The 19,541-nt window shown below is 62.9% G+C and carries 16 protein-coding genes; 3 read left to right on the forward strand and 13 right to left on the reverse strand.

From position 1 onward, the window contains the following. Positions 1–142: 142 nt before the first annotated feature. The 6 genes from KHO23_RS20995 to KHO23_RS21020 all read right to left on the reverse strand — a co-directional run bounded on the left by KHO23_RS20995 (position 143) and on the right by KHO23_RS21020 (position 6,538). The gene (locus KHO23_RS20995; protein ID WP_211613161.1) at positions 143–1,246 is read right to left on the reverse strand and encodes a CobW family GTP-binding protein; all 1,104 of its coding nucleotides are present in this window, start codon (positions 1,244–1,246) and stop codon (positions 143–145) included. Positions 1,247–1,490: 244 nt separating this feature from the next. Further along, entirely contained in the window at positions 1,491–2,693 is a 1,203-nt protein-coding gene (locus tag KHO23_RS21000; RefSeq protein ID WP_211613162.1) for a class I SAM-dependent rRNA methyltransferase, read from the reverse strand. Positions 2,694–2,791: 98 nt separating this feature from the next. Next, complete coding sequence (xerC, locus tag KHO23_RS21005; RefSeq protein WP_211613163.1) at positions 2,792–3,715, reverse strand: tyrosine recombinase XerC; 924 nt, start codon at positions 3,713–3,715, stop codon at positions 2,792–2,794. Positions 3,716–3,764: 49 nt separating this feature from the next. Then, positions 3,765–4,484 (reverse strand): DUF484 family protein, encoded by a 720-nt coding sequence (locus KHO23_RS21010; protein WP_211613164.1) that lies wholly within the window; start codon positions 4,482–4,484, stop codon positions 3,765–3,767. Positions 4,485–4,685: 201 nt separating this feature from the next. Further along, complete coding sequence (dapF, locus tag KHO23_RS21015; RefSeq protein ID WP_211613165.1) at positions 4,686–5,549, reverse strand: diaminopimelate epimerase; 864 nt, start codon at positions 5,547–5,549, stop codon at positions 4,686–4,688. Between the two features lie 104 nt (positions 5,550–5,653). Beyond that, positions 5,654–6,538 carry a lipid A biosynthesis lauroyl acyltransferase gene (locus tag KHO23_RS21020; RefSeq protein ID WP_211613166.1) on the reverse strand — a complete coding sequence of 295 codons (885 nt, stop codon included), beginning with the start codon at positions 6,536–6,538 and terminating at the stop codon, positions 5,654–5,656. A 276-nt stretch (positions 6,539–6,814) separates the two neighbouring features. Between KHO23_RS21020 and metK the strand changes: the two genes are divergently transcribed. Beyond that, positions 6,815–8,002 carry a methionine adenosyltransferase gene (gene metK, locus KHO23_RS21025; RefSeq protein ID WP_211613167.1) on the forward strand — a complete coding sequence of 396 codons (1,188 nt, stop codon included), beginning with the start codon at positions 6,815–6,817 and terminating at the stop codon, positions 8,000–8,002. Positions 8,003–8,081: 79 nt separating this feature from the next. Here metK and KHO23_RS21030 read toward each other — a convergent pair whose 3' ends face one another. Then, positions 8,082–8,450: a hypothetical protein gene (locus KHO23_RS21030; RefSeq protein ID WP_211613168.1), complete on the reverse strand. Its 369-nt coding sequence runs from the start codon at positions 8,448–8,450 to the stop codon at positions 8,082–8,084. A gap of 462 nt (positions 8,451–8,912) precedes the next feature. On the opposite strand from KHO23_RS21030, the gene KHO23_RS21035 reads away from it, so the two are divergent. After that, the gene (locus tag KHO23_RS21035; RefSeq protein ID WP_211613169.1) at positions 8,913–9,674 is read left to right on the forward strand and encodes a phytanoyl-CoA dioxygenase family protein; all 762 of its coding nucleotides are present in this window, start codon (positions 8,913–8,915) and stop codon (positions 9,672–9,674) included. Between the two features lie 62 nt (positions 9,675–9,736). Here KHO23_RS21035 and KHO23_RS21040 read toward each other — a convergent pair whose 3' ends face one another. After that, positions 9,737–9,943: a DUF3185 family protein gene (locus KHO23_RS21040; protein WP_211613222.1), complete on the reverse strand. Its 207-nt coding sequence runs from the start codon at positions 9,941–9,943 to the stop codon at positions 9,737–9,739. A gap of 222 nt (positions 9,944–10,165) precedes the next feature. On the opposite strand from KHO23_RS21040, the gene mgrA reads away from it, so the two are divergent. Continuing rightward, complete coding sequence (gene mgrA, locus KHO23_RS21045; protein ID WP_211613170.1) at positions 10,166–11,209, forward strand: L-glyceraldehyde 3-phosphate reductase; 1,044 nt, start codon at positions 10,166–10,168, stop codon at positions 11,207–11,209. A gap of 163 nt (positions 11,210–11,372) precedes the next feature. On the opposite strand, the gene KHO23_RS21050 is transcribed toward mgrA, so the two are convergent. The 5 genes from KHO23_RS21050 to KHO23_RS21070 all read right to left on the reverse strand — a co-directional run bounded on the left by KHO23_RS21050 (position 11,373) and on the right by KHO23_RS21070 (position 19,242). Further along, a complete protein-coding gene (locus KHO23_RS21050; protein ID WP_120297341.1) occupies positions 11,373–11,558 on the reverse strand; it encodes a hypothetical protein in 186 nt (61 codons plus the stop codon). A 335-nt stretch (positions 11,559–11,893) separates the two neighbouring features. Then, complete coding sequence (locus KHO23_RS21055; RefSeq protein WP_407946060.1) at positions 11,894–13,096, reverse strand: MFS transporter; 1,203 nt, start codon at positions 13,094–13,096, stop codon at positions 11,894–11,896. 185 nt (positions 13,097–13,281) lie between these two features. Beyond that, the gene (locus KHO23_RS21060) at positions 13,282–14,775 is read right to left on the reverse strand and encodes an efflux transporter outer membrane subunit (RefSeq protein WP_211613172.1); all 1,494 of its coding nucleotides are present in this window, start codon (positions 14,773–14,775) and stop codon (positions 13,282–13,284) included. Continuing rightward, positions 14,772–15,983: an efflux RND transporter periplasmic adaptor subunit gene (locus KHO23_RS21065; protein WP_211613173.1), complete on the reverse strand. Its 1,212-nt coding sequence runs from the start codon at positions 15,981–15,983 to the stop codon at positions 14,772–14,774. Before KHO23_RS21065 ends, KHO23_RS21060 begins: the two co-directional genes overlap by 4 nt. Positions 15,984–16,059: 76 nt before the next feature. After that, positions 16,060–19,242: an efflux RND transporter permease subunit gene (locus KHO23_RS21070; protein WP_211613174.1), complete on the reverse strand. Its 3,183-nt coding sequence runs from the start codon at positions 19,240–19,242 to the stop codon at positions 16,060–16,062. Positions 19,243–19,541: the final 299 nt, after the last annotated feature.

Below are 19,541 nucleotides of genomic sequence, written 5' to 3' on the forward strand. Positions count from 1 at the left end.
GCGGACATTTCAGCGGGCATTTCGGCCGCTCCCCCGCGTATTCTGCAGACGATTACCTCGGTGCCTGCAGGGTGCGCGCCCGATGTCAGGGCCTGAGCACGCCGCGTGCCACGCCACCTGCGCGGCGCGGCAGGCGTCACGCTTACGCCAGGCAGGCGTCCAGGCCGTCGGTGATCAGGTCTTGCGGCAGTTCGATACCGATGAACACCATCTTGTTGGTCTTCTTCTCGATCGGTTGCCATTTCGCGGCCAGGTCGCTGCCCATCATCTGGTGTACGCCCTGGAACACCACCTTCCGGTCGACGCCCTTCATATACAGCACGCCCTTGTAGCGCAGCAGGCGTTCGCCGTAGATCTGCAGAATGCCGCCGAGGAAGTCCTCGAGCTTGTTCGGATCGAACGGACGGTCGCTGCGGTAGACGAACGATTTGATCTTGTCGTCATGGTGCGCGTGATGGTGATGCGCGTGGTCGTGACCTTCGTGGTCGCACTTGCCGTGATCGTGATCGCAGTTTTCGTGGTCGTGCTCGTCGTGATCGGCGTGGGTGTGGCCGTGCTCGTCATGCGCGTGAGCGTGGCTGTGCGCGTGTTCGTCTTCAGCGAGGAAATCCGGGTCGATTTCGAGCTTCGAATTCAGGTTGAAGCCGCGCAGGTCGAAGATTTCCTTGATGTCCGCTTCGCCGAAATTGACGATCTTGATCGCCGCCCGCGGGTTCATGTGCAGCAGGCGGTGACGCAGATCGTCCACGTGCTGTTCGTCGACCGTATCGGACTTGGTGATGAACAGGCGATCGGCAAAACCGACCTGGCGCTGCACCACTTCATGCTCGTCCAGTTGATGGTTCGCGTGCTTCGCGTCGACCAGCGTGATGATCGCGTCGAGCAGGAATTCGTTGGCGATCTGGTCGTCCATGAAGAAGGTCTGCGCGACCGGGCCCGGGTTCGCGAGGCCGGTGGTTTCGATCACGACGCGGTCAAAATCCAGTTCGCCGGACTGCTTCTTCGCCGCCAGATCGCCCAGCACGCGCGACAGGTCGCCGCGGATCGTGCAGCAGATGCAACCGTTGCTCATCTGGATGATCTGCTCGCTCGTGTCCTGCACGAGGATTTCGTTATCGATGTTTTCTTCGCCGAACTCGTTCTCGATCACGGCGATCTTCATGCCGTGTTTTTCGTTCAGGATGCGCTTGAGCAGGGTGGTTTTGCCGCTGCCGAGAAAGCCGGTCAGGATGGTGACTGGGATCATGTTGGTCGCCTGTATGTACGTGAGTCTGTGCGTAATCTGAATATGCTGCGCGAATGTATAGCGCGAAATGTGCGGCGCGGGATCCACAGCGAATGCGTCTGCGAATCCGGTTTGCCGGGCGCGGCAGCCTGACGGCGCGCGGCCCGATCTAGCCGGATATTGAAACATATCTGCCCGGCCCGCGCTGGCGGAGGGGGCGAACCCCTTTCGCCAGCGCGGGAAATAACCCCGAAGCTATGGGCGATCAGGCAATTTGCAACAGCAGGCCCTTCAGGTATTCGCCTTCGGGGAATGCGGTGAGCAACGGGTGATCGACCCCGGCGCCGAGGCGCTTGAGAATCCGCGCATCGACCCGGGCATCGGCCGCCGCGCCGGACACGATCTTCTGGAACAGTTCGGAGTCGATAGCGCCGGAGCACGAATAGGTGAACAGCAGGCCGCCCGGGCGCAGCAGCTTCATGCCGGTCAGGTTGATGTCCTTATAGGCGCGCGAGGCGCGGTCCACGTGTTCACGCGACGGCGCGAATTTCGGCGGATCGAGCACGACCAGGTCGAAGCGTTCGCCTTCGTCGTAGAGACGGCGCAGGGTTTTGAACGCGTCGGCGTCGAGCCAGGTGGCGCGCTCGGCGTCGAAACCGTTGGCGGCCACATTCTGTTGGGCGATCGCAAGCGCGTCGCCCGACGAATCGATCGACACCACGCGCTTTGCTCCACCCTTCAATGCCGCCAGCGAAAAGCCACCGGTGTAGCAGAAGCAGTTCAGCACGTCGCGATCCTGCGCGAGCTCCTGCACCAGCAAGCGGTTGTCGCGCTGGTCGACGTAGAAGCCCGTCTTGTGGCCGTTTCGCACGTCGACGTGATAGCGCACGCCGTTTTCGCTCGCGATCAGCGCTTCCGATGGCGCATCGCCTGCCAGCACGCCGGTGATCTGTTCGAGCCCTTCTTTCTGGCGAATCGACACGTCCGAGCGCTCGTAGACGTTCGGGCAGCCGGTCGCGTCGACCAGCGCGGCGACGATCGCGTCCTTCCACGCTTCGACGCCCGTCGCCATGAACTGGCACACGAGCTGGCTGCGCTGGCCCGCGTCTTCGGCGACGTAATGATCGACGATCAGACCCGGCAGGCCGTCCGCTTCACCAAAAATCAGCCGTACGGCGCCGGTGTTGTGCACCATGGTTTGACGATGCGCGAGCGCGCGCTGCACGCGGCGCTTGAAGAAAGCGTGATCGATCGGCTCGGCTTCGTCGAAGCTCCACACGCGCGCGCGAATCTGCGAATGGGGGCTATAGGCTGCACGCGCGAGGAAACGGCCGTCGTGCGCGCGCACCAGCACGGTCGCGCCAGGAGCGGGATTGCCGTCGACGCGATCGATCGCGTTGGCATAGACCCACGGGTGGCGGCGCAGCAGCGATTTTTCTTTCGACGGTTTGAGCGTAACGATATTCATCAGGGTGTCAGCAGGAGCAGTTGGCCGCGTGGACAAGGAGGCACGCGGCAGGTGAAGCAAAGGCGGAGACCGCAAGCCGCACCAAGCAAGGAGCGGAGTCAGTCGCGTTTTTTGGCGCGCGGATGCGCCTGATCGTAGACGTGCGCGAGATGCTGGAAATCGAGCGCGGTGTAGACCTGCGTGGCGGTGATGCTGGCGTGCCCGAGCAGTTCCTGCACGGCGCGCAGATCGCCGCTCGACTGCAGCACATGCGTGGCGAACGAATGCCGCAGCACGTGCGGATGCACGTTGGCAGGAATGCCAGCGACCAGCGCCGCGCGCTTCACACGGTCACGCACGACATTCGGCGACAGCCGATTGCCGCGTGCCGAAAGAAACAGCGGATGCGGGTCCTGCCTGACCATCTGGCCGCGCACCGCGAGCCACGCGTTCAAGGCGTCGATTGCTTTGCGGCCGACCGGCACGATGCGGCGCCGGTTGCCTTTGCCGAGCACTTCGACTTCGGCGGAGTCGAGCTTGAGCCAGCCTGCGGAGCGGTAGCCACCGGCATCGGCAAAACGGGCGTCGAGGCCGACTAGCTCCGACAGGCGCAGGCCCGACGAGTAGAACAGTTCGAGCATCGCGTGATCGCGCAAACCTTCGGGCGTCGCGGCGGGCGGGCTCTCCATCAGGCGCGTGGCGTCGTCGACGGAAAGCGCTTTGGGCAGGGCTTTGGCCTGCTTGGGCGCCCGCACGGTGGCGACCGGGTTGGCCGGCAGATCGACGCGGCCCGCGAACCAGCGGTAAAACGCCCGCCAGCACGACAGCCGATGGCTGATCGAGCGCGCCGTCAGACCGCCGGCGTGCGCCCGCGAAACCGCGCCGCGAATATCGACAGCGGTGAGGCTTTCGAGCGGCCGGCCTTTAGCCAGCAGCTTGAGTTCCTCGAGTTCGTGGGTGTAGCCGCGCAGCGTATGCGCCGACAGTCGCCGCTCATGTTCGAGATTCGACAGGTAGGCGGCGATCGGGTCGGCTTCGGTCACGATGGCCTTTTGCTGGATCGGCGGGGCAGCGGGTTGGTGGCTGAGCGGCTCAGCGCGGCAGCAGACGGCTCAGCGCCGCGCTCGCCAACGCGCCGATCTGCGTCAGGAAATCGGTGGCCATGCCGTCGTGGAAGCGGCGAGCGTCGGCCGAGCCCATCACCAGCAGGCCGAAGGTGGGCGCTTCTTCATTGCCTTCCGGGTCGCGCAGCGCGAGCAGCGCAATCGATTCGGTGGCGTGCGCGGACTCGCTCGTACCGCCTGCGGTCCCATCCTCGCTCACCGCCGACACCGCCGGCGCCAGCCACTGCGCCGCTTCGAAGCCGGTGTTCGCGCCACAGTACGGCGTGGTGAGGCTATTCGCGAAGATTCGCACTTCCTCACCGACATGGCGCGCAAACTCAGCCTGTGCATACGGCTCGGAGACGTCCCATACGCGCAGCGCCGCTTGCGGCACGTCGAAAATTTCCCGCAAACCGGTAGCGATCGTGCGCGGCAGCGCGTACGGATCGCGCTCGGCCATCACGCGGATGGTCCAGCGATTGAACTTCGAGGCAATGCTGTCGTTTTCGTGACCGTAGCGCAGCAGCTCGGCCAGACGCCGTTCGAGATGCTTGTTCTTGTCGCGCAGCATTTCCATCTGCCGTTCCTGCAGCGACACCGCGGCTTTGCCGTGCGGGTTGGCAAGCCGGATTGTCGCGAGCATTTCCGCGTGTTCGGCGAAGAAATCGGGGTTGGCGAGCAGATATTCGGCGACTTCGCGATCGTTCATGGTTTCGGCTAAAGGACTACGGGACGACGCCTTCGGGCGGCGTATCGGTCATGAGTTCGGTCGGCCGGTGAAAGAGCCGCTTGGTCCGGCTTCTTCATCGGCCCGTTCATCGGCCTGTTCGAGGCCACGTGTCGGGTACTTCCTCGGCCAATCGCTCGGCCGTCAATTCAGGTAGTGCGTCGAGTAGTGCGCTGGCGCGACTCAGTCGGCCAGTTCGATCTCGCCTTCGAAGACGGTTGCAGCAGGGCCGGCCATGAGCAGCGGCGCGCCTTCTTGCGTGCTGTCCCACGTGATGGTCAGCTTGCCGCCATGCGTGTGCACCAGCACCGGCGTATCCAGCAGCCCGCGGCGAATGCCCGCTGCGACTGCCGCGCACGCGCCCGTGCCGCACGCCAGCGTTTCACCGGCGCCGCGTTCGTAGACCCGCAGCCTGATCTCGCTGCGGCCGACGATCTGCATGAAGCCGGCGTTCACTCGCTGCGGAAAGCGGGCATGCCGCTCGATCACCGGGCCTTCGACGAGCACCGGAAAATCTTCGACGTCGTCGACCACCTGCACCGCGTGCGGATTGCCCATGGACACCACCGAAATCCAGCGCGTCACACCGTTCACGTCGAGCGGCCAGAGCGTGTCGGCACCCTCGGGGCGGCCTTCGATGCCCTTGGTGGCGAACGGTACGCGCTCCGGTTCGAACACGGGCGCACCCATATCGACCAGCACTTCGCCGTTGTTCTGCATGGTCAGCAGGAGGGTGCCGTTCTGCACTTGCACGCGCACGCTGCGCTTGTCGGTCAGGCCGCTGTCGCGCACGAACTTCACGAAGCAGCGCGCGCCGTTGCCGCAGTGCTCGACCTCGCCGCCGTCGCAATTGAAGATGCGATATCTGAAATCGACGCCCTCCACGGTGGGCTTTTCGACCAGCAGCAACTGGTCGGCGCCGACGCCGAAATGCCGGTCCGCGAGCGCGCGCACCTGCGCCGGCGTCAGGTTGACCGGTTGGGTGTAGCCGTCGAGCACGACGAAGTCGTTACCCGCGCCGTGCATTTTGGTGAATTTCAGTTTCATCACGCTATTGTAAGTGACGCGCCTGCAGGTGGGCCGAACGCCGCCTTATTTGCCATGTATTTGCCGTTTTATTTCCGTGTTCAGGCGCTTTTTCCCAGGACCGCCTAGTAGACGCTCGGCTCGCCCGGCGGACGGGTCTTGAAGCGCTTGTGCACCCAGTAATACTGCTCGGGGATCAACGGAATCTGCTCTTCGAGGAAGGCGTTCATGCGACGTGCATCGGCGTCGTCGTCGCCGGTGGGGTAGTTTTCCCACGGCTTGAAGACCTTTAGCCGGTAGCCTTTGTAGTTCGGCAGGACCTCGCCGATGAACGGCACGACCTGCGCGTGCCCGACCTTCGCGAGACGCGCCACGGCGGTCAGCGTGCAGGTCGGGACGCCGAAGAACGGCACGAAGGTGGAATTGCGCTCGCCATAGTCCATGTCGGCGCCGAGCATGACCGGTTTGTGGTCGCGCAACCAGCGCAGCACGATGCGCGCACTGTCGGCGCGGCTTGCCATGTCCGCGCCGAAGCGGCCGCGCGCGGCTATCGCCACGTCGTCGAGCACCTTGTTGGACATCGGCTGGTAAAGCGCTCCGCACTGCCGGTGCAGCGCGTAGTTGATGAACACCGAGCCCGCTTCGATGCCGACGAAATGTGCGCCGAGCAGCAGGGTGGGGGGCATGTCAGGATCGAGTAGGTCGACCTCGCTATCCACCTGCACGAGCTTCTCCAGCTTCTTCGCGGAGCCAAACCACTGCACGCTGCGCTCAACATAACTGCGGATCGCGTGGCGGAAATGTTTCTGCGCGATCTCTTCGCGGTGCTCGGCGCTCCACTCCGGGAAGCACAAGCTGAGGTTGATGTGGACGACGCGCTTGCGGTTGCTGGGGACCTGGTAGAGCAGCCAGCCCAGCCCGTCGCCTAGTCGCGCAACGAAACCGTACGGCAACAACGCCAGAAATTTCAGCAGTCCAATGGCCAGATGGGCGCCAAGGCGACTCAGCATGCCGCCCCTCCGTGTAGGGCGTCGAGCGACGCTTTGCTCAAGAAATCTGAGGACGGGTCGAAATACGGCACGGGTCATCACTCTGTGACAATCGATGGAAGTCGCTATAATAAAGGCTTCGCCGAGTTAATAGACAACTTGCGGGGCGAAGCTGGCGGGTGCGATCCATTGGAAAGCCCCAGCCAGTAAGGTAATCCGCTAAAGCGTCGCCGCTTCAAGGCTCCCGAAGCTGGCTACGTGAAACTCAACCGTAACCACACAACAGGAGTCTGCAACGTGGCAAACGATTATCTCTTCACTTCCGAATCCGTTTCCGAAGGCCATCCCGACAAAGTCGCGGATCAGATCTCGGACGCCATCCTCGACGCCATTCTGGCTCAAGACAAGTACTCGCGTGTTGCAGCAGAAACACTGTGCAACACCGGTCTCGTCGTGCTGGCCGGTGAAATCACCACCACCGCGAACGTCGATTACATTCAGGTCGCGCGCAACACGATCAAGCGCATCGGCTACGACAACACCGAATACGGTATCGACTACCGCGGCTGCGCGGTGCTGGTGGCGTACGACAAGCAATCGCCGGACATCGCCCAGGGCGTGGACCGCGCGCACGACAACAACCTCGATCAAGGCGCTGGCGACCAGGGTCTGATGTTCGGTTACGCGTGCGAAGAAACGCCGGAATTGATGCCGCTGCCGATCCACCTGTCGCACCGTCTGGTGGAGCGCCAGGCCAATCTGCGCCGCGACGGCCGTCTGCCCTGGCTGCGTCCGGATGCGAAGTCGCAGGTTACCGTGCGTTATGTCGACGGCAAGCCGCATTCGATCGACACGGTTGTGCTGTCCACGCAGCATTCGCCGGACATCGATCTCGCGGTGCTGCGCGAAGCCGTGATCGAAGAAGTCATCAAGCCGACGCTGCCGGCTGACCTGATCAAGGGCGACATCAAGTTCCTGGTGAACCCGACCGGCCGGTTCGTGATCGGCGGCCCGCAAGGCGATTGCGGTCTGACGGGCCGCAAGATCATCGTCGATACGTACGGCGGCGCGGCGCCGCACGGCGGCGGCGCATTCTCGGGCAAGGATCCGTCCAAGGTCGACCGTTCGGCAGCGTATGCCGGCCGTTATGTCGCGAAGAACATCGTGGCGGCTGGTTTGGCGTCGCGCTGCCTGATTCAGGTGTCGTACGCGATCGGCGTTGCGCAGCCGACGTCGGTGATGGTGAACACGTTCGGCACGGGACGCGTATCGGATGCAACGATCACGCGTCTGGTGCAGGAGCATTTCGACCTGCGTCCGAAGGGCATCATTCAGATGCTCGACCTGCTGCGCCCGATCTACGAGAAGAGCGCGGCCTACGGTCACTTCGGCCGCGAAGAGCCGGAATTCACGTGGGAAGCCACTGATAAGGCTTTGGTGCTGGCCGAAGCCGCCGGCACGGAACCGGTCGCCGCGCTCGCCTAATCAGCGCGCAGTCCGCTTCAGCAAAAAACCCCGCCGGCGCGAGCCGTGCGGGGTTTTTTTTACCCTCGAAGACGCAGTATCAACGGCTCGCAAACGCGAACGCGAACCAGCCGGTGCTGCCGTTCGTCGACATACGGCGCGGGCGCCGGCTCGTGCTTTGCGGCGCTGCGACCGGTGCATTGCGCGGTGCTGAGAGGCGCAGCGGCGTTGGTTTGCGCAGCAATGTGCGCAGCGAAAACCGGCGCGAACTGCCTTGCAGGCGCAGCGCGGAGAAGAAAGTGTGGAACCACGTGCGAATGCCGTCGACCGCTTTGGCTTCGCGCCATTGTTCGCCTAGTGCGCGAGTGCGCGTGGCATGGTGACGCAGTGCGCGCACGACATGGCGGCGCGCCGGACGCGCCGCTTTCAATGCGGCGCGGGTAAGACGGGTGCTCAGAAGAGTATGCATGGCTTCACAAGTAGGCAACGTGTCGCGCGACGGAGTGTGCGCCAGAAGGAGCACCAAATGTGCCAATGGCGGTGTCGCGATGGACGGCGCGAAAGCCCGGAATTCGGTGGAAAAGGGCACGGAAGATGGCGGAGGCGGCCACAGCAGCGCGTGCGCGCCGCAAAAGTGCGGGAGTAGCGATCAACATGTGTGCAGGCTACACGCGATTCGTGACGTCAGAAAGTCGGTTTTTACCCTGCGAATACGGGTTCTTACGGGGTAAGTACGACGTGCGCGCATGCGGGGTCGCGCCCTTTGCGGTCGATTTTCGTGCGTGCTTGCCCTGACAGCGTGCCATGCGAACCGCCATTTCGCGTGAAAGTAGTGCGTAAGGCCCAGGCTTGCCGACAGGCGAAACTGCGCACGATCCGATCGCGCCCGTTTTACAATCGAGCATCGGTCAGTCGAAAGTAACGGAACACCATGTCACTTCACTCGAAAAAAGAGCAGATTCAAACGTTGCGGGAGCAAGGATTTGTCGTTGTGCCTGGATTGGTGTCGCCAGAGCGTTGCGCCGAGCTGAAGCAGATTGCGCAGCGGCAGTTGCAGGAAGCGGCGGCGCCGATCGAGTTCGAAGCGGATTTGCGGTATCCGGGGGCGCCGGAATCCAAGCATGCGCCGGGCGGCCATACGGTTCGCCGCTTGCTGGATGCGTACGGGCGCCATCCGCATTTTGCGCAATGGGCAACCGCGCCGGAAATTCGCGGCTGGATGGAGTTGTACTTCGGCGAGGAGCCGCGCTTATCGCGGGCGCATCACAATTGCATGATGACCAAGCACCCCGCTTATGGCAGCTTGACCGGCTGGCATCGTGATGTGAGGTATTGGTCGTTCGAGCGTGACGACCTGGTCTCAGTGTGGCTCGCGGTTGGATCGGAAACGGTCGATAACGGGGCGTTGTGGCTGGTGCCGAAGTCGCATAGCGCTGCCTTCACTTCCGACCGGTTCGACGAAGCCAAGTTTTTCCGCTCCGACCTTGAAGAGAATCAGGCGTTGATTCGCACCGCGGTTTCGCCCGAACTCAACGCCGGAGACGTGGTGTTTTTCCATTGCAACACACTGCATTCGGCTGGCAAGAACCTCAGCGATCAGGTGAAATTTTCTTTGGTGTTTACCTACCACGGGGCGAGCAATGTGCCCCTGCCGGGATCCCGCTCGGCGGCCAAGCCTGAAATCGCCTTTTAGGTTTTTTTGCGCTGCGCGGCGCGCACGTTCATAGGTCTCGCGCCGCGCAGGCACTCGACGCTCTAGCGCTTGCGCCCGGAAAGGGCTACGCCGGTCAGGCCGGCAATCGTGGCGACAACGCCGCCCACGATCAGCATGATTGCCTTATTGGTCGGAGACCCGGTAAACACGCGAGACACCTCGCTGCTGACCGAGTTGAACGCCTGCCCGCCGAAATACAACAACACGATACCGCCGACAATCAGCGCGATTGAAATCGCCTTCGTCATGAACCCACCCCTTTCGATAAGCTTTTGATCGGCCAAAGTGTAGGGGAGCTGCCAGTAATCGTCCATCCCGCATAGTGGGCCTCTGCAGGCAGCACGGCGATTGGCTACCATAGCAGTCTGGTCTCACCCATCTGAACATAAAACCTGCACGCCTTCCGCAGTACGTGATGATTTCCTCACGCCCGTGATCGCCGGGCGACTTCAACATCAAGGACACTAGCAATGGCTTACGAAGCAGCTTCAGAACGCTATTCGGACATGCAATACCGCGTCTGCGGCAAGTCGGGTCTCAAACTGCCGGCGCTGTCGCTCGGCCTGTGGCACAACTTTGGCGATACCACGCCGATTTCCACGCAGCGCGATATTCTGCGCACAGCCTTCGACCTGGGCATCACGCACTTCGACCTCGCCAACAACTACGGTCCCCCGTACGGTAGTGCCGAAACCAATTTTGGCCGGCTCTTCAAAGACGACTTCAAGCCGTATCGCGACGAACTTTTGATCTCGTCGAAAGCGGGCTGGGACATGTGGCCGGGTCCGTACGGACAGGGCGGCGGTTCGCGTAAATATGTACTCGCGAGTCTCGATCAGAGCTTGCAGCGCATGGGTCTCGACTACGTCGACATCTTCTATTCGCATCGTTTCGATGCCGATACGCCGCTCGAAGAAACCGCCGGCGCATTGGCGAGCGCCGTGCAGCAGGGCAAGGCGCTGTACATCGGTATTTCGTCGTACTCGGCAACCAAGACGCTTGAAATGGCGAAGCTGCTTGCCGAGTACAAGGTGCCGCTGCTGATTCATCAGCCGGCGTACAACATGCTCAACCGCTGGATGGAACGCGAGCTACTCGACACGCTCGAAAAAGTCGGCTCGGGCGCCATCGCGTTCACGCCGCTCGCGCAGGGCTTGCTCACCGGCAAGTATCTGAACGGCGTGCCCGAAGACGCGCGCGTCAACAAGCCGGGCGGCGGTTCGTTGAAGCAGGAGCATCTCAGTCCGCAAAACATCGAACACGTGCGCAAGCTCAACGACATCGCTCAGCGTCGCGGGCAAAGCCTCGCACAGATGGCGCTCGCCTGGGCGCTGCGCGATCCGCGCGTCACGTCCGTGCTGATCGGCGCAAGCCGTGCGGAACAGGTGCGCGAGAACGTCGGTGCCCTGAAGAATCTCGCGTTCTCGAAAGAAGAGCTGGCGGAGATCGACCGCTACGCAACGGAAGGCGGCATTAATCTGTGGGAAAAGCCGTCGACGGACCAGGCAATCTGATCGCACACCGTTTCAGGTCGTAGAAAAAAGAAAGCCGCCCGTGAGGCGGCTTTCTTTATCGATGCAATTCAGGCGCGCACGCTTCCCGCGCAGCGGCCGAAGCGACTGCGTTCAGTCGACCGAACCATCGGCGAAGCGCAGAGGCCGTCTTGGCCAGGCCCCGCTAAACTAGCGCAGGCAAGCCTTCGACCAGCACGACCGCGAACACTACGCCGATCAGCGCGCCGAGCACGCGCAATGCGTTGTGCCGCAACTCCGTCTTGCACGGTAGCGCGCCGACAAACAAAGCACCGGCCAGCGCCATCGGAATCACCAGGATGAAATCGCCGATCGTGAAATAGGTCGTCATACCCGTCTCCTTGTCTAAGGCGAAGGCAGTGGCTCTATTTCTGGAGTCATGCACTGCCAACGCTCGATTCGAGTATAGGCGACGGTTAGATCGGCATTTCAATGCCTTGCGGCGCTGCAGCGCGTCTTCGCAGCCTGCTGAACCCAATGCCACAAGGGCCGCCGCGATTGGCGCGTTGCAGCAAAAACACCGTGAATAGTGAAGCGTTTGCTTACGCAGCCCTTACTTTTTGGACCGGTTCGATGCCCAGCGGATTATTCGCGCCTAACCGGGCTCCACGCGATGCAAGCCTGGTTCCATGCTCGGTTTTCCCGAAGCCGATCAGCCGCGTCCCCTTATCCGGCGGTCCGTTCGCACTGACGCAAGCGCGTGGCCGCAACGATGCCAATGACGAGCAGCGCGCCCACCAGCCCAGCGACACCATTCCAGCCATACCCGGCCCATACGTGGCCGCCATAAGAGCCAATCACGCTCGAGCCGATGTAATACGCGAGCAGATACAGCGCGGCCGCCTGCCCCTTGGCTTCTTTGGCGAGGCGTCCGACCCAGCCGCTTGCCACCGAGTGCCCGGCGAAGAAGCCGAACGTCACGCAGGCGATCCCGATTGCGATGGCCGTAATCGGATGGAACATCGTGAGGGCGAGTCCAAGCGCCATCATTAGGAGGCTGCCGGTCAGCACGCGCGCCCGGCCGAAGGTGTCGGCCATGCGGCCCGACCACGGCGAGGCGACCACACCCGTCAGATAGACGACGAAAATCGCGCCGATCTCCGTCTGACTCAACAGGTAGGGCGGCGCGAGCAGCCGGTAACCGATGTAGTTGTAGAGCGTGACGAAGCTGCCCATCAACACGAAGCCGAGCAGGAACAGCAGGGGCAAGCCCGGCCGCGTGAATTGCTTCAACAGCGCAGTGCGGTGATGGCCAAAGCCGAGCCCGCGACGCGGCACGAAATGGCGCGACGGCGGCAGCAGTGCACGGAACGCAAGCATGGAGAGAATGCCGAGCACGCCGATCGTGCCGATTGCCACGCGCCACGAAAACAGATCCGCGACGACGCCGGTAATCACGCGCCCCGCCATCCCGCCGATCGCCGTGCCGCCGACATACAACCCCATCGCCAGACCAAGTCCATCGGGGTGCACTTCTTCGGCGAGGTACGCCATCGCAACGGCGGGCACGCCACCGAGCGCGAGGCCTTCGAGTGCGCGCAACACGAGCAATTGATGCCAATGCGGCGCGATCGAGACACCGATCGTCAATAGCGCCGACAGCGTGAGCGACGCGGTCATCAGCTTGTGACGGCTCCAGCCTTCCGACACTAGTCCGGCCACGAAGATGGCGAGCGCAAGCGCGGCTGTCGTCAGCGAAAGCGACAAGCTGCTCTGTGCCGGCGTTACACCGAATGCCGTGGAGAACGCGGGCAGCAGAGGCTGCACGCAGTACAGCAGCGAGAAGGTGGCGTAGCCGGCGAACAGCAGCGCGACGCTGGCGCGCCAATAGCCACGCGTGCCGCGTTCGAGATAGGGGTTTTGGGGCACGTCAGGCGCGGCAGTGGAGGTGAGAGAAGCAGGTGAAGCAGGAACAGCCGAAGTAGCAGTCCGGTGGGATTCCGGCGATGCGGTCACGAAAAAATCTCCTTGGGGCGCGCAAAGTACTCAAAGAAGTTAAGGATACGCTGAAAAAGCTGGCAGGTGCGCGCGGAGCGCAGTGAGACTAACCGCTGCTAACCGTGCGCCGCCGCCTCGCTCGCAGGCGCGGCGGGATGCACGATCTGTTCGTCGGTCGGCAAGGCGGACGCGTCCCAACCGCCCCCCAATGCCTTGATCAGCGCGACGCTCGCCGCCATACGACGGCGCGCAATTGACACCGCATTGCGTTCGTTAGCGAGCGCGGTGGTTTGCGCAACTACGACGTCGAGATACGTGATCGCGCCGTTTTTATAGCGGTTCGACACGACCGCGAGCGAACGCTCCGCGGCGGCCACCGCGTCGTCCTGCGCGGCGGCTTCCTGTTCGAGCACGCGCAATGCGGCGAGGTTGTCTTCCACCTGGCCGAATGCGGTCAGCACCGTTTGGCGATACTGCGCGACGCTTTCATCGTAGTGCGCGCGGGCTTGCTCTTTCACCGACGCCCGTCCGCCGAAGTCGAGCAGCGTGCCCGCCAGTGCCGGCCCGAGCGACCACAGACGGCTCGGCGCCAGCAGCCATTGGCTATAGTTCGTCGCTTCGAGCCCACCCGTCACCGACAAAATCAGGTTCGGAAAGAATGCCGCCGTCGCCACGCCAATCTGCGCATTCATATCGGCGACATGGCGTTCTGCCGACGCGATGTCGGGGCGTCGCTCGAGCAGGGCGGATGGCACGCCGGCCGCCGCGACCACGGGCACAGCGGTGAGCGGTGCAACCGGCAGGGAAAATGTTGAGGGCGTTTGGCCGGTCAGGATCGCGATCGCGTGTTCGAGTTGCGCGCGCTGCACGCCGAGGTCGAGCGCCTGCGCCTGGGTGGTCTTCAACTGTGTTTCCGCCTGTGCGACATCGGCGTCGGTGGCGATGCCGCCGGCGTAGCGGTGTTGCGTCAGATCGAGCGCTTCCTTGTAGGCCTTGATGGTGTCGTCGAGAAGTTGGCGCTCCTGATCGTAACCACGGAGTTCGAAGTAGTCGGTCGCCAGTTCGGCCTGCATCGAGAGGAGCGCGCCCTGCGCATCGGCGGCGCTCGCCTGCGCCTCGGCTTTCGCGCCTTCGACGCTGCGCGACACACGGCCCCACAAGTCGGGTTCCCACGAAGCGTCCGCTTGCACGAGGTAATCGTTCAGCGCGAGACCCGCGGTCGATTTGTGCAGCACATTCTCCGATGTCCTCGCGCGCGAATAATCGCCGTTCGCGGTGACGAGCGGGAAGAAGTTCGAGCGATATTGCGCGACCGTCGCGCGGGCGGCGCGAAAGCGTGCCTCGGCGGCTTGCACGTTCTGGTTCGCGCTCGCGACCTGCTGTTCGAGCGCGTCGAGCGACGGGTCCGCGTAGACGTTCCACCATGCGCCGCGCGCGAGGGTGTCGGCGGGTTGCGCGGGCTTCCAGCCGGTGCCTTCGAGTTCCTTATAGGTCGCGGCGGTGGTGGCCGGTGGCTTGGCGTAGTCGGGGCCTACGGTGCAGGCAGTGAGCGTGCAGGCGAACGCCGCGGCAAGCAGCGCGACGCGCGCGGTGCAGGCAAGCGTGTTCACGATGCACCACCCGCGCTGGCTTCCGCACTCGCTTTCCCGGGCACGATCCGCACCGGCGCACCGTCGACGATCGAATCCTGCGGATTCAGAATCACCTGCTCATCGCCGTGCAAACCGGATGCGATTGCCACGCGCGTGCCGAAGTCCGTACCGAGCGAAACCGGCAGCAGTTTCACCTTGTGCTGTGGATCCACAGTGGCGACTTTCACACCATCCGGCCGGAACAGCAGCGCATTGCCAGGCAGCGTGAACGGCGCGGCGCCTGCGCCCAAAGCGAAATGCACTTGCGCGTACGCGCCCGGCAGCAGGTCGCCGCCGCGATTGTCGACGTCGACCTCGACTAGCATGGTCCGTTGTTGCGGATCGACGGCGCCCGAGGTGCGCGCCACGGTCCCCGGATAATGTTTGGACGGCGTCTCGGTCAGCGTCAGAAATGCCGTCTGCTGGGCGTGGACCTGCTGCGCATAGGCCTGCGGCACGTTCACGTATACGCGCAATCTGTCTGCCTGCGCGACGTGGAACAGTTCCTTCGCCGGTCCGCCGGAACTGCCCGCATCGATCAGCGCACCTACGTCGACATTGCGCGCCGTCACCGTGCCGTCGAACGGCGCGTAGACCTTCTGGAACGACTGCGTTTTCTCGAGGCGTGCCACGTTGAAGCGCGCGGCGTCCAGCGTGCCTTTCTTCGCGAGCATGTCGCCGACCTTCTCGTCGGTTTCCTGCTTCGAGACCGATTTGCTTCTTAGCATCTCGGTCCAGCGGTCGGCGGTGCTTTTTGCGAGCGCGTAGTTGGCCTCGGCATTCGCCAGATCGGCGCGGGCGGCGCGCAGTTGATCGTCCACTTCAGGCGTGTCGATTTCCGCGAGCAACTGGCCGTTGCTGACATGCGCACCGATGTCCGCGTACCACTTCTTCAGATAGCCGTTGGTGCGTGCGTAAATCGGCGTGTCGAGAAACGCCTGCACGTTCCCGGGCAGCACGAGGTCGAGTCCCGCCGTCGACTTTTGCGGGCGCACGACTTCGACACTCGTCTGGCTGGCGTGCTCGGCGTCGCGTTCGAGTGCCGCATGCGCATCATGACGCGACCAGATGCCTTGTGCCGTGAGTACGACGATCACCACGACCACGGCCACGATCACCCAGCGCGTGCGCTTGCTCTTCGCTGCATCGAGCGTGGCGCCGGATCCGTCTGGACGTTTTCCTTCCATCAAGCTTCCCCTGTCAGAATGCCCGGGCGGTCGAAGCCGCCTCTTGTGCGTCGTATGACGTGTGTCGCGCTATAGGTCATGGCTTTTGCACCACATGCTCGGCCGCACGCTGACGCCGTGCCGCGAGCCGCCGGTAGATCATCGAAAACACGACGGGCACGAAGATCAGCGTGGCCAGCGTGCCGACCGTCAAACCGCCGATCACCGCGCGCCCGAGCGGCGCATTCTGCTCGCCGCCTTCGCCGAGACCGATCGCCATCGGCACCATGCCGATCACCATCGCGAGCGCTGTCATCAGCACCGGACGGAAACGCGTGAAGCCTGCATCGATCGCCGCACGCGGCGCGTCGCCGTGTTCGAGCAACTGTTCGCGTGCGAAGCTGATCACGAGAATCGAGTTCGCGGTGGCGATGCCGATACACATGATCGCGCCGGTCAGTGCCGGAATCGACAGCGTGGTGTGCGTGAGAAACAGCATCCACACGATGCCCGCCAACGCGCCCGGCAGCGCCGTGATGATGATGAAGGGATCGAGCCACGACTGGAAATTCACCACGATCAGCAGATACACCAGCAGGATCGCAAAGACCAAACCGGCGAACAGACCGGAGAACGATTCGTTCATCGTCTGCACCTGGCCGCGCACGATGAGGGTCGAGGTTTTGGGGAGATCGGCTTTGGCGTCCGCGATGATCTTGCTGATGTCGTCGGAGACGCCGCCGAGATCGCGGCCGTCGGCGGTGCCGAAAATGTCGATGGTGGTTTGCGCGTTGTAGTGCGTGAGCACCGCGTTGCCGGCTTCGCGTTTCATCGTGGCGAGCGAGCCGAGAATATTGCTGCGGCCGTTAGCATTCAGCGGAATGTTCGCGAGCGATTGCAGCGAATCGATCGTGTATTGCGGCGCTTCCGTGATCACGTTATAGCTGACGCCGTTGTGCGGATTGAGCCAGAACGTCGGTGTGGTTTGCTGGCTGCCGGACAGCGTAATTAGCAGATCGCTTGCGATGTCGCGTTGCGAGAAGCCCGCTTGCTGGGCGCGCGTGCGGTCCACGTCGATAAAGATGCGCGGCAAATCGGCGGGCTGCTGGACGCGCGCGTCGGCAAGACCCGGCACCGTGCGCAGGCGATTCAGCAATTGCGCGGCGAAGGCGCGATTGCCCGCTACGTCGCGCCCGACGATCTGAATATCGATCGGTGAAGGCAAGCCGAAGTTGAGCGTCTGACTGACGATATCCGCGGGCAGGAAGGCGAACTGCACGCCGGGGAATTCATCGGTGAGCGTTCGGCGCAGGGTGCGCACGTAATTCGCGCTCGGATGATGATCGGGATTCAGCGTAATGAGCACATCCGAATCCGAGGTGCCGATCGTGCCGGTGTTGCTATACGACAGATTGATACCGGAGACCGGCAAGCCGATATTGTCGATGAGCGAATGCAGTTCGCCCGCCGGTATCAACTGACGAATCCGCGTGTCGACGCGATCGGTCACCACCGCGGTTTCTTCGACCCGCATGCCGGTTTTCGCACGCAGATGCAATGCGATGGTGCCCGCATCGACTTGCGGGAAGAAGTCGCGGCCGAGAAACGGCATCAGCAGCATCGAGGCGCCACAGCAGACGAGAAACAGCGTCACAAACAGACCCGGCCGTGCCACCCGCGCTTCGAGAAACACGCGATAGCGCGCACGAAAACGTGCAAAGCCGCGCTCGAAGGAATAGTGCACGCGCATGAACGGATTGCGTGTCTGCACGGGGGCGTGATGCAGGTCGGCCGGCGTGTGGTGATAACGCAGCAGATACTTCGCGAGCGTCGGTACCAGTGTGCGCGAGAAGAAGTAGGACGCCAGCATCGCGAACACAACCGCTTCGGCGAGCGGAATGAACAGATAGTGCGCGACGCCCGTCAGCAGAAACATCGGCACGAATACGATGCAGATGGAGAGCGTCGAGACCAGCGTCGGAATCGCGATCTGGTGTGCGCCGTCGAGAATCGCCTGCTCCAGCGTCTTGCCCTGTTCGAGTTGATGGCTGATGTTTTCGATGGCGACGGTCGCGTCGTCGACCAGAATGCCGACCGCGAGTGCAAGCCCACCCAAGGTCATGATGTTGATGGTTTCGCCGAGCATCGACAGCGCGATGATCGAGGTGATCATCGACAGTGGAATCGACACGGCGATGATCAGCGTCGCGCGCCAGTTGCCGAGGAACAGCAGAATCATCAGCCCGGTCAGGCACGCGGCGATCAGCGCCTCGCGCAGCACGCCCTGCACGGAGGCGCGCACGAACAGCGACTGATCGGCGACCGGATCGATATTCAGCGAGGCGGGCACGAGATTGCGCAGCGTGGGCATCATCTGCTTGATGCGATCCACGATTTCGAGCGTAGATGTATTGCCGCTTTTGTTGATGGTCAGCAAGGCGGCGCGCTGGCCGTTCACGCGCACGATGTTGGTTTGCGGCTGGAAGCCGTCGCGCACATGCGCGACGTCGCGGATATAGACGGTGCCGTTAGCGGTGGATTTGATCGGAATGTTATTGAGGCCGGCGAGCGAATCCGGACTGGCGTTCAGTTCCACCGAATATTCCGTCGAACCGATTTTCGCGGTGCCGGAGGGCAGGATCAGATTCTGCGCGGTGACGGCGTTGACCACGTCCATCGGCGACAGATTGCGCTCCTGCAGCTTGCGCGAATCGATATCGACCATGATCTGCCGCTGCTTGCCGCCGTACGGCAACGGTGCGGAGGCGCCGGGCACGGTGGCGAGCTGCGTCTTCAGGAAGTTGTTGCCGAAGTCGTATAGCTCCTGCTCGGTGAGCGAAGCGGACGACAGCGCGAGGCGCAGGATCGGCACCGTCGAGGCGTTGTAGCGCAGGATGAATGGCGGGTTGATGCCGGGCGGCAGCGAGCGCAATTGTGCCTGTGACAGCGCGGTGACTTCGGCGAGCGCTTCATCGATATTCGCGTGCGGCTGAAAGAAAATCTTGACCACCGCAATGCCGTTCAGCGAGGTCGACTCGGTGTGCTCGATATCGTTGACCGCCACCGACAGCCCGCGCTCGTAGTTGAGCACGATGCGCTTTTCTATTTCGTCGGCCGGCAAGCCGTTATACGACCAGATCACCGACAGCACCGGAATGTCGATATTTGGGAAAATGTCGGTCGGCGTACGCAGGATCGTCAGCGGACCGACGATGAGCAAAAGCAGGGCCAGCACGACGAATGTATAAGGGCGCCGCAGCGCCAGGCGAACGATCCACATGGCTAGTGAGGTCGACGAAAGCGGGCGCCGCCGGCGTGGCCCGCACAGCGGCCATCGCGCAGGCCGGCGTGCGGGGTGGCATGCGCCATGGGCGGATCAGGCGGATCGTTCTGGCGGTGCATGATTTTGATATATCACCCCGGCAGGGTTTATGATGGTCTCGTTACGACGCTTTACGCCCAGATCATCGGCCCGGCGCGCTGTAATGGGAATAGGGCGAAACGACGGGTGAACAGCCCCGAGTTCGCACTTTTCATGGCCCCGCAAATCGGGAACAATGACTCGAACCTCTCACGCGT

This window comes from Paraburkholderia haematera (assembly GCF_905220975.1).
In the GTDB taxonomy this organism is placed as follows: domain Bacteria; phylum Pseudomonadota; class Gammaproteobacteria; order Burkholderiales; family Burkholderiaceae; genus Paraburkholderia; species Paraburkholderia haematera.